Here is a 12,689-nt window from a genome sequence, read left to right on the forward strand (position 1 = left end):
CGCCGTCGCCCTCGCGTCGGCCGTCGGACCGGCTACCAGTCGCCGTCCTGGACCGGCTTGCCCGGTGCGTCACCGAGCGGGTGGACCTGGCCCGGGGCGGGCGCCTGCCACGGGTCGAGGTCGTCGCCGAGCCAGTCGCCGACGGGCTTCACCGTGCCGAGGGCGTCGGCCGCGTCGAGATCGTGCGCGTCCTCGTCGTAGTAGTCGAACCAGGGAAGCCCGGCCCGCGTGTACGCGGCCCGGTCCACGGGCGACGGCGGCGGGGCCTCCCCGGTGATCCGGCGCCACTCGGGCGGCGTGACCAGATGGACGAAGACCCGCCCGGCCGCCGTCTCGGCCCAGCTGCCGCGCGGCCAGGTGTCCCGGTAGACCTCCTGGCGCATCGAGCCGCCGACACCGAGCCCCATCGCCGCCTGCGCCCGGGGCGCTGCGGCGGGCGCGCCGCCCATGGGCGCCGCGGCGGGAGCGGGCGCCCCGTAGGGCGCGGGGGGAGGCAGCGGCGCGCCACCCGGCGCGGGCGCCGTGAACCCGGTGGACTGGGGCGGCAGCGGAGGCGCACCCGGGGGCGGCATCGGGACCGGGCCCGTGCCGGCGAAGAGGCCTCCGCCGCCCACCAGACCGATGGCCGTCTCGCGCTCGGCGCGACGCCGCTCCTCCTTCCGCCACAGGGCGAGCTGCTCGTCGTTCAGCGGGAACGACTGGAGCTGGACCCCGCCGAACACCTCCTCGCCGGTGACCTGGCCCTCGACCGTGGCCCCGAGCCCGAGCGGGACGGCCACGAACTGCCTGACCGTGCCCTTGCCGGAGTTGATGCCGTCGAGCCACGGCTGGCGCGGCAGCACCACGTAGTTCTGCGGGTCCCGCGCGAGCGTGCCGCTCCAGGGCTTCCCCGACACCGCGCACACCTTGCCCACGCCCACCTGGAGCGCGGCCGGTTCCGTGGAACCGCCGAAGTGCGTCCACATCGCCTCACGCAGATACACGGGAAGCATCACCCCGCCCCGCGCCCGCATCTCCTGCGAGGCGGTGTGCGGATAGTCCTCGACCCGCCGGATCGGGAAGTCGCCCAGACCGGGCGGGAGCTGGTGGGTGCCCGACTCCGGCAGCCGCAGGGTGCGCTGGAAGCGCACCCGCACACCCCCCGGCAGACACAGTGTGCTCCCGTCGATCCGTACGGTGCCTTCGGCCATTCCGTACGCTCCCCTCGATCTCGCCCGGTGCCTCGTCGCTCGGTACGACGTCACCCGGTACGTCCGGTAGTACGTCCGGCGAGGCCGGACCGGTTCCGCCGGAGGGGGCGCGGGATGCGCACGCGGTCGCGCAGGCGCGTGAGCCGGGGGGAGCGCTCGCGCTGTTCACGGGTGCAGCGGTCGAGTTCCTCCAGGAGCCTCTTGGAGCGGTGCTCGGTGTCCAGCTCGTCCAGGATGCGGTTGACCTCCGTCAGCACGGCACCGTGCAGCTGCCACTGGGCGGCGTCCCGCTGGACCTCTTCGAGAAGGAGCTGGGCCAGCTTGTCGCGGGTCGCGGCGGCCGCCGACAACTCGGCGGTGAGCCGGTCCTCCGCGGACTCGGCGCTGCGGCTGACATCGGTCGTCACCAGCACCGCGAAGCTGACCACGGCGTCGCCGATCTCGGCCAGCAGCCGCTCGACGGCCGCCCCCACCTGGGGGACGAACAGCGGATCGGGCTCCCGCTCCTTGGCGAGGTCGGTCAGGGTGCGGGCCAGCACCCGCAGGACCACCGTGCAGATCTCCAGCGTGTCCAGACCCGTGCGCAGCACGACCCGGTGCAGCAGGCCCTCCCGTACGCGCGGATTGAGCTTCAGGCTGTCCTCGGCCTGCTGGAGCGCCGCGTCGACCTCGACGATGTCGAAGTCGAGTTCCCGTGCCTCGTGGAGCCGGGCCGCCGCGGCCTCCGCCGGGGTGCGGCCCGCGGCCTCCTCGCCGACGCGGATCATCAGCTGCCGCATCCGCCGGGCCAGGTCCTCGATGGACTCTCCGGCCGCCTCCACCCACACCGGGGGAGCGAGCAGGAGGTTGAAGGCGAGTCCGACGACCGCGCCGATCAGCGTCTCCATGACCCGCGCCCACGCCGTGTCGCCGACCCTGGTCACCCCGAGCACCAGCATCGCGCTGATCGCCACCTCGGGGACGAACTCGCTGACCCGCACCAGATGCCCCACCGCGAGCGAGGCCAGGATGATCAGGGCGAGGCTCCACCAGGTGAGGCCCACCAGGATGCTGAAGCCGATGGCGATGACGACGCCGGCGACCACCGAGTTCACCCGCCGGATGCCCGTGGTGAGGGTGGAGTAGAGGGTCACCTGCACGACGAGGAGTGCGGTGAGCGGAGCCGTCAGGGGCGCCGGCTCCGAGGTGAGCTGCAAGGCCACCACATAGGCCACCGAGGCGGCCGCCGCCGACCGCACCGACTGCACGACCACCGGGTCCTGCCGCCATTTGGCGACCCTCGTGCCGATCAGGTCCCACACATCACGTACGTCTCGCATCCTTGCGCTGTTCCCACTCCGTCGCTCCACCGAACTCCTGACCGAGGACAGTAGTCACCTGGGTGATCGGCGGAAGGGCCGGGAGGCGGACGGCCAAGGAGGCGGACGGCCGGGAGACGGCTGTGGTGCGGGGCGCCTGTGGCCCGCCTCAGTCGTACAGCCTGTCCAGGAACGCCGACAGATTGCCCACCGTCCGGGCGATCTGCTCCTCCACGGTGAGGCTCTCCTCGAAGCGGCTCCCCGTGTCGAGCGCCTTCCTGCCCCGCACGTACAGCGAGCACGCCAGGTCGGCGCACATGTACAGCCCCACGGAGTTCCCCTCGCGCCCGGCCGCGCCGGCCTTCCGCGCCGTCATCAGCGAGACCCCGCCGCCCCGATGGGTCGTCAGACACAACGCACACATGCTCCGATGCAGGAAGCCGCGCTGCGCCGCCGGGAAACGCAGCGTGACACCCGTCGGCCGCCCCGCCCGCTCGGTCACGAGATAGCTCCGATCGGGCGCGCCCGGGTCCCGCCAGCCGAGGAAGTCCAGATCGTCCCAGGGCCTCCGCTCCAGATCGCGGGGGAGGGAGATCCGCTTCGCCTCGCCCTTGGAACAGTTCACGAACGAGCCGCGGATGTCCTGCTCGGTGAGGGGCTTCATGAGGGTTCCTCCAGGGGAGTGATCGCCGGTCCAACCTAGGGACACTAGGTTTTCGCCTAAGCTACTCGGCCCATGGGCGGGAGACCAATGGATTTTCGCGTACCCCTCCCGCCGGAGGGCTCGTCGTGGGCTTCAGTCGCGCGGACCCGCCTGACAGAGTGATCCCGCAGGGCTGTGCGCGGACGCGACGAGGCGGACGGCCGACCGGAGACAGGGGGACCGGAGTGGACGACGGGGAGCGGGCGCGGCTCGCCCTGGCGGCGGCGGGGCTGGCGCCCGGGGCTCTCGCCGAGCGGCTGCCGCTCGGCGGCGGCACGTACAACACGGTCGAGGAACTGCGCCTCACCGACGGCACCCGGCTGATCCTCAAGATCCCCCCGCCGTCCACCACCCCCGGCCTGACCTACGAGAGTGAACTCCTCGGCGCCGAGGCCGAGTTCTGCCGGGCCGCCGAGACCGTCGGCGTCCCCGCCCCACGGGTCGTCGCGGCCGCCCTCGACGCATCCGCCCCCACCGGCCGCCACCTCCTGCTCACCCACTGCCCGGGGGGTGGCTGGGAGGATCTGGAGCCCGCCGAAGAGGGGCCGGTGCGCCGGGAGTTGGGCGGTCTGGTCGCCCGCCTCCACCGGGTGACCGGCCCCGGCTTCGGCTACCCGTCCGGCGGGTTCGGACCCCTCACCGCCGACTGGCGCACCGCCTTCGCTGCTCTCTACGACGGCATCCTCGCCGACGCCCGCCGCTACGGGGCCTGGCTGCCCCTCCCCGTGGACGAGGTGGCCCGCACGGCGCGGGCCGCCTACGACGCCCTCGACGACGTGACCGTGCCGCGACTGGTCCACTTCGACCTGTGGCCGGGCAACATCCTGGTCGAGCGCGGGGGAACGCCGCGCGTCGGCGCTCTGATCGACGGTGAGCGCATGTTCTGGGGCGACCCGGTCGCGGACTTCGTCTCGCTCGCGCTGCTCGGCGACATCCGCCGGGACTCCGACTTCCTGACGGGCTATCAGGAGGCGGGCGGCGAGATCGAGTTCACGCCGTCGGCCCGCCGCCGTTACGCCCTGTACCGCAGCTACCTCTACCTGATCATGCTGGTCGAGGCGGTGCCGCGCGCCCTGGACGACGGGCACCTCGCATGGCGACGGGAGGCGGTGGCGCCGCAGCTGACGGGGGCCCTGGAGGAGCTGCGCGCCCTTTCCTGACGGCACGGCCATCGGAACTCCTGGTTTGTGCCGATCACATCGTGGTACCCGCGTGCGGCGCACCCCGGGGACAGGGAGGCGCACCACTCGGACAGGAAGGAGCACGCCGTGACCGATCACCGGCTGGAGGGTCCCGGCGAGCACCCGGACCCCGTACCGAGGGACATGCCCGATCAGCAGGCGAACGAGGGCGAGGACCCGTGGGAGGTGGCGCCGGCGCGCGCCACCGGCGACGCGCGGGACGAGGACGCGTCGCAGGACGACGCCGACGTGCCCGACACGGACGAGGCGGGTACCGGCCGCCAGGGCGCGGCCCGGTCGGGCGCCGTCGACCCCGAGCAGCCCGTGCCCGACGAGCCGTCCGGCTGACCGGCTCCCCGACGTCGCCGGCGACCCGGCAGGACTCGGCGCCTCCCCGGTGGGACCCGGGGAGGCGCCGTCATGCGCGGGAGTCCGGGACGTGGCCGGCGTGCTCAGCCGGCCTTGCGCCCCCGCAGCGGTTCGGTGTCCGCTCCGGCGCCCTGCCGCAGCCCCTCCAGGAACTCCTCCAGCACCTCCACCGCCGTGTGCTCCGGATGCCAGCGCAGCTCGTCACGGGCCTTGGAGCAGTCCATCAGCGGCAGCCGCAGCACGGCGTCGAAGAGATGCGGTGAGGCGGGCAGCAGCCGCAGGTTCCACGCGGCCGCGACCGCCGAGCGGACCGCCGCCCGGGGCAGCTTCACCGGACGGGACCCCAGCATCTCGCTGAGCAGCTCGGCGTCCACGGGGGACTCCGCCGCGAGGTTGAAGGCCCCGCGGGCGTCGCTGTGCAGCGCCAGCCGGTAGGCCCGGGCGGCGTCGTCGGTGTGCAGCGTCTGCACCTTCAGCCCGGGAATGTCGGGCAGGAACGGCAGCAGTTCCGGCCGGGCCAGCGACCCCGGCAGGAAACGACCGCCGAAGATACGGCGCTGCTCGCTCGCCGACTCCCGCTTGAAGAGGAACGCGGGCCTCATCCGCACCACCCGGACCCCGGGATGTTCGTGCTCGAAGGAGTCCAGGGCGCGCTCCAGATACGCCTTCTCCCGGCAGTACGCGGCGTCCGGCCAGCCGTGCGTGGGCCACGACTCGTCGACCGCGCGGCCCTTCGGCCCGGGCGAGTAGGCGCCCACGGACGAGGCGTGCACCAGAGTGGGGACCTCGGCCGCCGCCACCGCCTCGAAGACCCGCATACTGCCCAGCACATTGGTCCGCCAGGTCGAGGCCGGGTCGTGGGTCGGCTGGAACGCCCAGGCGAGATGGACGACCGCGTCCGCCCCCTCGAACTCCTTGACCAGATCGGCCTGCTCGGACCCCACGTCCACGGCCGACCAGTGCGTCTTCGCGGGTGTCCATGCGGGCACCCGACGGGCCAGCCCCCTTACCTCGTCGACCCGCTCGTCCTCCGCGAGCAGACGCACCAGACTCGTCCCCACATTGCCGGTGGCGCCAGTGACCACGATCCTGCCGCCGGATTCTCCGTTCACCGCTGACTCCTCTCGCGCGTTTCGTCACTCCGAGCCGCCCACGAGTACCCGGGCCCCACTCATGCACGCGGTCATAACCGGACACACCGCCCGCCACGGCTTCCGTCCGCTTTCCTGGCCGAATCCGGCGGCAGCCGCCCCGCCCCACGGGGTGACCGGGTCCATGACCGAGATCATCCTGATGTCCGACCCGAGGGTGGCGGCCGTACCCGTCCACGACCGCGACGAGCCGCTCGTCGACGTGCGCGGGACCGGCATCCTGCTGGTCGACGAGCGCAGGGCCGACGCCACGGGGCGCCTACGCCCTGCTGCGCGCGGGCGTGCTGGACCGGCCGGCCGAGGCACGGTCACTGGCTGGACGGGCTGCGCCTGCTGCTCGTCGAGGGATACCGGCTGCCGGCCCTGCAGCGGAAGTACTACGAGGAGTACGCGGCCGAGCAGCGTGCCCCCGCACCCCGACCGGCCCGCCGACACCGACGGCCGTGGACTCGACCTGAGACGCTCGGCGCCGTCCTCTCCGTGGCCGGCCCGAGGGAACCCGGCGCCTGAACGGGCCGGAGAAGAGGGAAGCCCCGACCGGGACGGGGGAATCGCGGTCGGGGCGGTCTGTGTGTGGGTGCGGATGGCGGTCGCCTCTCGGCGAAAGGCTCCACAGGGCTTCAGCCGAACGATCGTCCCTGTGGGCAAAAGGTGAGGCCCGGGGACACTGTCCCATCCACACCCACGGTTGGTTCAACGGGAAAGTACCAGGGGGTGTTCCTTACGTATCCGGACATTGCCGGTGATCTGCGTCACGTCCCCCACGGCCGCCCGCAGCGGTCGTCACCAGGTCATTCCTCCCGCCCGAGCGGACTCTCCTCCAGCGCGGCCAGCAGATGGGCGGGATCGCGGAACACCGCCTCCGCGCCGGCCGCCTCCAGCTCGACCCTCGGGATGCCGCCGCTGAGCACCGCCACACAGCGCACTCCCGCCCGGGCGCCCGCCCGCATGTCCCAGACGGTGTCCCCGACGAACACCGACCGCTCGGCCCGCGCGCCCGCCAGCTCCAGGGCCTGCTCGACCGGATCCGGCGCGGGCTTCCCCTCGGCCACGTCATCGGCGCTCGTGGTCGCGGTGATGGCGTCGCCGGCCCCGATCGCCCGCCGCAGCGCCGCCAGCTCCGTCCCGCCCGCCGAGGTCGCCAGCACCACGCTCCAGCCCGCCCCGTCGAGCCGCCGCAGCAGCCGCCCCGCGTCCGGCAGCGCGGGCAGGCGCTCGAAGTACGTCCCGTACAACGCCTTGTGCGCGGCGCTCAGCGTGTCCTTCTCCTGCGGATCGCGTTCCTCACCCAGCAGATGCGTGATCAGATCCCCGGACGGCAGCCCCACCGCCCGGTGCACGTCGTGCATGGACACCTGGTGCCCAGCCTGCCGAAACGCCTCCCACCAGGCGACGACATGCAGATGATTGGTGTCGACAAGAGTCCCGTCGACATCGAAAACAGCAGCCCTGCTCATCGGCTCACCTTCCTCGACAACTCCCGTGTCCGCGCCCGGACAGGCGCGGGGAACCGCGCTCCCGGCCGCGAGGGCCCCGTACCCGCCCGGCCGCCGAATTTCCGGCGTTCAGGCACCCGCCACCCCCACCCGGCCGGGAATCTCCCGGTCCCGGGCCCATCCCAGAACCTCTTCCACCCCCCAGGTGGTCACCACCCGTTCCGCGGGTACCCCGCACTCTTCCGCCCGAGCACATCCGTGCACCTGCCACGTCAACTGCCCGGGCGCGTGCGCGTCCGTGTCGACGGAGAACAGGGCCCCCGCCTCCACGGCGGTCCGCAGCAGGCGCCGGGGCGGATCCAGCCGCTCGGGCCGTGAGTTGATCTCCACCGCCGTCCCCGTCTCCGCGCACGCCGCGAACACCGCCTCCGCGTCGAACTCCGACTCGGGCCGCCCCCGCCCGGTGACCAGCCGCCCCGTGCAGTGCCCCAGCACGTCGGAGTGCGGGTCGCGGACGGCCGCCATCATTCGCCGGGTCATCGCGCGCGCGTCCATCCGCAGCTTGGAGTGCACGGACACCACCACCACGTCGAGCCGCTCCAGCAGCTCGGGCTCCTGGTCCAGCGAACCGTCGTCGAGGATGTCGCACTCGATACCGGTGAGCAGCCGGAACGGCGCCCAGGTCTCGTTCAGCGCGGCCACCACGTCGAGCTGCTCCCGCAGCCGCTCCGGGGACAGGCCCCGGGCGACGGTCAGCCGGGGGGAGTGGTCCGTGAGCACCGTCCACTCGTGGCCGAGGCGCGCGGCGGTCCGGCCCATCTCCTCGATCGGGCTGCCGCCGTCCGACCAGTCCGAGTGCACATGGCAGTCCCCCCGGATCAGCTCTCTCAGCTCCGCGCCCGCGCCACCCTCCGTGAGCGGGGCCTCGGCCCCCTGTTCCAGCTTGCGCAGGTAGGCGGGCACCTCCCCGGCCAGCGCCTCGCGCGCCACCTGCGCGGTCTTGGGCCCGACCCCCTTCAAGGACTCCAGCGAGCCCGCCGCCGCCCGTTCGGCCAGCTCGTCGGCCGACAGCGCCCCGAGCACGGCCGAGGCCGTACGGAACGCGCGTACGCGATAGGTGGGAGCCCGGTCCCGCTCCAGCAGGAAAGCGATCCGATCCAGGGCCTCGACGGGATCCATGCCACCTCCAGCCTTCCGCTTCCAGCGTCACCCCGTCCCCGGGTACCCGCACGGCGGCCGGCCCCGTCCCCGGCCACCCGCACGGCGGCCGGAACCGCTCTACGCTCTAGACATGACCGAAAGCGCGAGCCCCTACATTTCCCACCCCCGGGTCATGGTGCTCGGGGTACAGCCCGGTACACCGCCGTTCCGGATCGTGGAGATCGACGGCCAGGTGGTCGGCGAGGCGAAGACGTTGACGGACGTCCTCCAGGCCGCGGCGGCGTTCGGGGTCGTCGTCCACGATCTCGACGACCCCGACCAGGTCCGCTGGGTCGGCGGCGACAAACTCACTTGGAGGCCGCGCTAGCACTCCCGCGGCGGCGGCTCACCCGCAGGCGCTGTGCCCAGGCGGCGCCGCGCGGTGTCCTCCGCGCGGGTGTCTTGCGTGCGGGAGCCCTGCGCGGGGCCGGTGCGGTCCTCGGCTCGCGCGGGGCGCGGGCGTGCACGGCCCGGCCGAGCCGCCGGCCCAGCAGCAGATAGCCCAGCAGCGCACCCGTCGTGTTGAGGATGACGTCGTCGATGTCGAACGCGCGTCCGGTGACGAGGGCGCCCTGCACCAGCTCGACCAGCAGCATCACCACCGCCGTCAGCGCGGGTACGCGCAGCAGGCCGCGCGCCCCGGGCGCCAGCACCGGGAGCAGGAAGCCGAACGGCACGCCCAGCAGGATGTTCCCGCCGACCTGTTTCAGCGCGTCGCGCGGGTCGGGGTGATGCCAGTAGAGCTCCAGCGAGCTGCCCGGAGTGAGGTTGCTGTGGGTGAGCGCCTCCGACGCCGGGGAGGGCTGGAGGGTGAGCCCGGCCAGGACCGCGCCGAACGCCACCATGGCCAGGAAGGCCAGTGCCATCGCCAGCAGCCGCAGAGGCAGCGGGAGTGGCCGTCGATCGTGCGGGGACGCCGGGGGACGGCGGCCGGACGTCGTGGAACCGGAACGTGACGTGGTGCCGGCCATGCGACCCTCCCGATGTCAACTGCCCTCTGTCCCCAAGCTGTTACCCCTGAAGCGGTCCACGATTCCCACCCGGACGACCTGGGCGGGAAAGTCGTCCGCTGAACCTCGCAGGTTTCCCCTCGCCGGCCCTGGGCACTCCGGGACGGGTGTGACAGGGGCCCGCTCCCGTTCGAGGGGTGCTGGGGAGGCACCCGGGAGTGGGAGGGCGTGGGAGGGCGCGTTCGTGCGCGGGCGGTGGTCGAGCCGGCGTACGGCGCGCCCTCCCCGAACCAGGGGAGGGCGCGGACCCGCGGCGGCGGACGTCAGGACCCGTAGGTCACCTTCACCTCCTTGAAGCCGAGGGACGTCAGGAGCCCTTCGAGCATGTCGGTGGTGTTGGCCTCGGCGCGGTCCGTGAGCTTGCTGTCCTTCGCGGCGTCGCCGATGTGCTTGACGGCCAGGCGCTGTACGGCCTGTTCGCCGTTGGGGTTGTCGGAGAACATGTCGCCGAGCCGGTCGAGCAGTCCGCGCTGCTTGGAGACCGCGTAGGAGTGCTCGGTGTCGAGGGCGGGCTTGCCCAGTCGCGCGTGCGGGAGGTTGATGGTGGCCGACGTGCGGTCCTCGTCGACCTTCACGTCGTCGTCGCCGACCTTGCCGAGGTCGACGTAGGCGTCGACGGTGCCCGCGCCGACGTACAGCGTGCGGGTGCCGCGGATCGCGTCCGGCAGGTACTTGGCGTCCTTCTCCAGGTCGACGACCACCTGGAAGTTGCCCGAGGCGGCGTCGTAACGGCTCATGTCCTGGATGGACTTCAGGAGTGTGGGCCCCGAGCGGTCGTGCTCCTCGGTGCCGAACACGTCCTTCAGTCCCCCGAAGACCAGCATCCGCAGCGCGGCCAGCAGCACCACGATGAGGATGACCACGCCGATGAGCAGCTTGGCCCAGCCGGGCAGCCGCGTGCGCTTGATGGACGTCGTCATGTCGACGGTCCTCCTTCCTGCTTCAACGATTGCCCGCAAACACCCTGGGGGAACGCCGAGCCGCTGATTGTCCGCAATCGGCCGTAGGGGGTGGGGTGGGCCGCGTCCGGGCGGCCGCAATCGATCGGCGTACGCGGGGCGGCCAGTAGCATGAGCCGCGCCACCCGTAATGATCATGTTCATACGAGGAGCCGACCGTGCGTGACATCGCCGTCTTCACCGGCAGCGCCCACCCCGAGCTGGCGGACGAGGTGTGCGCGCACCTGGGGGTGCCGCTGAGCCCGTCCCGGGTGAGCCGTTTCGCCAACGACTGCCTGGAGGTGCAGCTCCAGGCCAACTGCCGGGAGAAGGACGTGTTCCTGGTGCAGCCGCTCGTCGCGCCCGTCCAGGAGCACCTGGTCGAGCTGCTGCTGATGTGCGACGCGGCACGCGGTGCCTCGGCCGGCCGCATCACCGTGGTCATGCCGCACTACTCCTACGCCCGCTCCGACAAGAAGGACGCGCCGCGGATCTCGCTCGGCGGCCGACTGGTGGCCGACCTGATGGTGTCGGCGGGCGCCGGCCGCGTCCTCGCCATGACCCTGCACTCACCGCAGGTGCACGGCTTCTTCTCGGTGCCGGTCGACCATCTGCACGCGTTGCGCGAACTGGCGGCGCACTTCCGGCAGTACGACCTGTCGCGTACGACGGTCGTCTCGCCGGACCTGGGCAACGCCAAGGAGGCGGCGGCGTTCGCGCGGATGATCGGGGCGCAGGTCGCGGCGGGTGCCAAGCAGCGGTTCGCGGACGACCGGGTGAGCATCAACTCGGTGATCGGCGAGGTCGCCGGGCGGGATGTGATCGTTCTCGACGACGAGATCGCCAAGGGCAGTACGGTTCTCGAACTACTGGAGCGGCTGCGGGAGTTGGGGCCGCGATCGATCCGGGTGGCGTGCACGCACGGGCTGTTCGCGGCGGGTGCCCTCAAGAGGCTGAGCGCGCAGCCCGACATCCTGGAGATCGTCTGCACCAACACCGTGCCCGTGCCGGTCGAGGAGCGTACCGAGAAGCTCAGGATCCTCTCCATCGCGCCGGCGCTCGCGGAGGCCGTGCGCCGCATCCACAACGGCGAGTCCGTCAGTGCTTTGTTCGACGCGCCGTCGAGGGAGTAGCGGGGGCAGCGAAGGGGGCGGGGGGAGGGGTGGGGTGGGGCTTGGAGGGGGCTTGGGGGAGGGGGCGACAAGGGCTGGGCGGCGGGGTCATAACGTGCCGGTCGCGGCCTCGGACTGTTCCAGGGCCGCCTCCAGCGAGGGGGCGGGCGGCAGCAGCCGGGCCAGTCCGGTGACCTTGAGGACGCGCAGGGTGAGCGGGTGGGTGCAGACCAGCCGCAGTTCGCCGTCGCGGTCGAGCACCCGCTGCCGGGCCCGGTAGAGCAGCCGCAGACCCGAGCAGTCGAAGAACTCGACATGCCGCAGGTCGATCACGATCCGGGCGCCGGGGCCGCTCGTCACCGCGTCGAGGTGCGGGATGATCTCCACGGCCGCCGCGATGTCGATCTCGCCGTGGAGTTCGAGCACGGTACGGCCGCGGTCCGTGCGGACGCGCAGGTACCCGGTCGTGGGCGGTGTGGGGTCGCTCGACACGACGGCATCGCCTCCAACCGGACTGAGTGAGGACGGGCATGAGGGCAGACAGGAGAGCAACACCCGTCCCTGCACTGCAAGTTACCCCCGTCAGGGTGAATTTCAGCATGTTCGATTGACATATGTCTTTGATTTCTCCGGCAATCCGTCCGGAGTTTTGCGCAGAGTGCCCTACGACAGGGCGTGCCAGGCCCTGGACAGTGCCTGCCGGAACTGGTCGGCCTGGTGTGGGGTGAGGCCGCTGAGCATGCGTTCCTCCAGGTCACGCATGGGTTCGGCGTAGCGCGCGAGCAGCTCGCGCCCCTCGTCGGTCAGCAGGATCAGCAGCTCGCGCCGGTTGCGCGGATTGCGCTCCCGGCGCACGAGTCCCCGGTTCTCCAGACTGCGCACGACGTCGGCGATGGACTGGGCCGTGACGAAGGAGTCGCGGGCGAGCTGGGCGGCCGAGAGCCCGTCGTGCCGCTCCAGCACGGTCAGGGACGTGTACTGCAGGGCCGTGATCCCGGCCGGCCTGACCAGCTCGTCCAGGTGCGAGCGGACAACCAGCTCGACCTGCTTGACCATGTAGAGGAGGGAGGGGGGTGCCTTGGTGCCGACCATGGGGTCAGC

General features: G+C 72.4%; 14 protein-coding genes. 4 read left to right on the forward strand and 10 right to left on the reverse strand.

Features of this window, described 5'->3' with window-relative positions; genetic code table 11:
• Nucleotides 1–32: 32 nt before the first annotated feature.
• From H4687_RS40630 to H4687_RS40640, 3 genes are all read right to left on the reverse strand, one after another.
• On the reverse strand, nucleotides 33–1,190 hold the full coding sequence (locus H4687_RS40630; RefSeq protein WP_046915220.1) for a hypothetical protein: 1,158 nt from the start codon (nucleotides 1,188–1,190) through the stop codon (nucleotides 33–35).
• 50 nt (nucleotides 1,191–1,240) lie between these two features.
• Nucleotides 1,241–2,509, reverse strand: a complete 1,269-nt coding sequence (locus H4687_RS40635; protein WP_046915221.1) for an FUSC family protein — start codon at nucleotides 2,507–2,509, stop codon at nucleotides 1,241–1,243.
• Nucleotides 2,510–2,657: 148 nt separating this feature from the next.
• A complete protein-coding gene (locus tag H4687_RS40640; protein WP_046915222.1) occupies nucleotides 2,658–3,152 on the reverse strand; it encodes an FBP domain-containing protein in 495 nt (164 codons plus the stop codon).
• A 224-nt stretch (nucleotides 3,153–3,376) separates the two neighbouring features.
• On the opposite strand from H4687_RS40640, the gene H4687_RS40645 reads away from it, so the two are divergent.
• Complete coding sequence (locus H4687_RS40645) at nucleotides 3,377–4,351, forward strand: phosphotransferase family protein (RefSeq protein WP_046915223.1); 975 nt, start codon at nucleotides 3,377–3,379, stop codon at nucleotides 4,349–4,351.
• A gap of 108 nt (nucleotides 4,352–4,459) precedes the next feature.
• Entirely contained in the window at nucleotides 4,460–4,720 is a 261-nt protein-coding gene (locus tag H4687_RS40650) for a hypothetical protein (RefSeq protein WP_046915224.1), read from the forward strand.
• Between the two features lie 104 nt (nucleotides 4,721–4,824).
• On the opposite strand, the gene H4687_RS40655 is transcribed toward H4687_RS40650, so the two are convergent.
• The 3 genes from H4687_RS40655 to H4687_RS40665 all read right to left on the reverse strand — a co-directional run bounded on the left by H4687_RS40655 (nucleotide 4,825) and on the right by H4687_RS40665 (nucleotide 8,507).
• Nucleotides 4,825–5,853 carry an SDR family oxidoreductase gene (locus tag H4687_RS40655; RefSeq protein WP_046915225.1) on the reverse strand — a complete coding sequence of 343 codons (1,029 nt, stop codon included), beginning with the start codon at nucleotides 5,851–5,853 and terminating at the stop codon, nucleotides 4,825–4,827.
• 830 nt (nucleotides 5,854–6,683) lie between these two features.
• Nucleotides 6,684–7,349, reverse strand: a complete 666-nt coding sequence (locus tag H4687_RS40660) for an HAD family hydrolase (RefSeq protein WP_046915227.1) — start codon at nucleotides 7,347–7,349, stop codon at nucleotides 6,684–6,686.
• 108 nt (nucleotides 7,350–7,457) lie between these two features.
• Nucleotides 7,458–8,507, reverse strand: a complete 1,050-nt coding sequence (locus tag H4687_RS40665; RefSeq protein WP_046915228.1) for a PHP domain-containing protein — start codon at nucleotides 8,505–8,507, stop codon at nucleotides 7,458–7,460.
• A 112-nt stretch (nucleotides 8,508–8,619) separates the two neighbouring features.
• Here H4687_RS40665 and H4687_RS40670 point away from each other — a divergent pair, with 112 nt between their 5' ends.
• Nucleotides 8,620–8,856, forward strand: a complete 237-nt coding sequence (locus H4687_RS40670) for a hypothetical protein (RefSeq protein ID WP_046915229.1) — start codon at nucleotides 8,620–8,622, stop codon at nucleotides 8,854–8,856.
• On the opposite strand, the gene H4687_RS40675 is transcribed toward H4687_RS40670, so the two are convergent.
• Both H4687_RS40675 and H4687_RS40680 read right to left on the reverse strand, forming a co-directional pair.
• On the reverse strand, nucleotides 8,837–9,499 hold the full coding sequence (locus H4687_RS40675) for a VanZ family protein (protein WP_046915230.1): 663 nt from the start codon (nucleotides 9,497–9,499) through the stop codon (nucleotides 8,837–8,839). The genes H4687_RS40670 and H4687_RS40675 overlap by 20 nt on opposite strands.
• 302 nt (nucleotides 9,500–9,801) lie before the next feature.
• Nucleotides 9,802–10,458 (reverse strand): DUF4230 domain-containing protein, encoded by a 657-nt coding sequence (locus H4687_RS40680; RefSeq protein ID WP_046915231.1) that lies wholly within the window; start codon nucleotides 10,456–10,458, stop codon nucleotides 9,802–9,804.
• A gap of 197 nt (nucleotides 10,459–10,655) precedes the next feature.
• Here H4687_RS40680 and H4687_RS40685 point away from each other — a divergent pair, with 197 nt between their 5' ends.
• Entirely contained in the window at nucleotides 10,656–11,609 is a 954-nt protein-coding gene (locus H4687_RS40685) for a ribose-phosphate diphosphokinase (RefSeq protein ID WP_046915232.1), read from the forward strand.
• Between the two features lie 87 nt (nucleotides 11,610–11,696).
• Here the strand turns inward: H4687_RS40685 and H4687_RS40690 are convergent, their stop codons facing one another.
• On the reverse strand, nucleotides 11,697–12,080 hold the full coding sequence (locus H4687_RS40690) for an anti-sigma factor antagonist (protein WP_046917679.1): 384 nt from the start codon (nucleotides 12,078–12,080) through the stop codon (nucleotides 11,697–11,699).
• 171 nt (nucleotides 12,081–12,251) lie between these two features.
• Nucleotides 12,252–12,680 (reverse strand): MarR family winged helix-turn-helix transcriptional regulator, encoded by a 429-nt coding sequence (locus H4687_RS40695; protein ID WP_046917678.1) that lies wholly within the window; start codon nucleotides 12,678–12,680, stop codon nucleotides 12,252–12,254.
• Nucleotides 12,681–12,689 lie beyond the last annotated feature (9 nt).

Source organism: Streptomyces stelliscabiei, from assembly GCF_014873495.1.
In the GTDB taxonomy this organism is placed as follows: domain Bacteria; phylum Actinomycetota; class Actinomycetes; order Streptomycetales; family Streptomycetaceae; genus Streptomyces; species Streptomyces bottropensis.

What these genes read in the sequence shown, in the direction of transcription:
- H4687_RS40630 (WP_046915220.1), bottom strand. Translation starts at nt 1,190, where the DNA reads ATGGCCGAAGGCACCGTACGGATCGACGGGAGCACACTGTGTCTGCCG.
- H4687_RS40635 (WP_046915221.1), bottom strand. Translation starts at nt 2,509, where the DNA reads ATGCGAGACGTACGTGATGTGTGGGACCTGATCGGCACGAGGGTCGCC.
- H4687_RS40640 (WP_046915222.1), bottom strand. Translation starts at nt 3,152, where the DNA reads ATGAAGCCCCTCACCGAGCAGGACATCCGCGGCTCGTTCGTGAACTGT.
- H4687_RS40660 (WP_046915227.1), bottom strand. Translation starts at nt 7,349, where the DNA reads ATGAGCAGGGCTGCTGTTTTCGATGTCGACGGGACTCTTGTCGACACC.
- H4687_RS40665 (WP_046915228.1), bottom strand. Translation starts at nt 8,507, where the DNA reads ATGGATCCCGTCGAGGCCCTGGATCGGATCGCTTTCCTGCTGGAGCGG.
- H4687_RS40670 (WP_046915229.1), top strand. Translation starts at nt 8,620, where the DNA reads ATGACCGAAAGCGCGAGCCCCTACATTTCCCACCCCCGGGTCATGGTG.
- H4687_RS40675 (WP_046915230.1), bottom strand. Translation starts at nt 9,499, where the DNA reads ATGGCCGGCACCACGTCACGTTCCGGTTCCACGACGTCCGGCCGCCGT.
- H4687_RS40680 (WP_046915231.1), bottom strand. Translation starts at nt 10,458, where the DNA reads ATGACGACGTCCATCAAGCGCACGCGGCTGCCCGGCTGGGCCAAGCTG.
- H4687_RS40695 (WP_046917678.1), bottom strand. Translation starts at nt 12,680, where the DNA reads ATGGTCGGCACCAAGGCACCCCCCTCCCTCCTCTACATGGTCAAGCAG.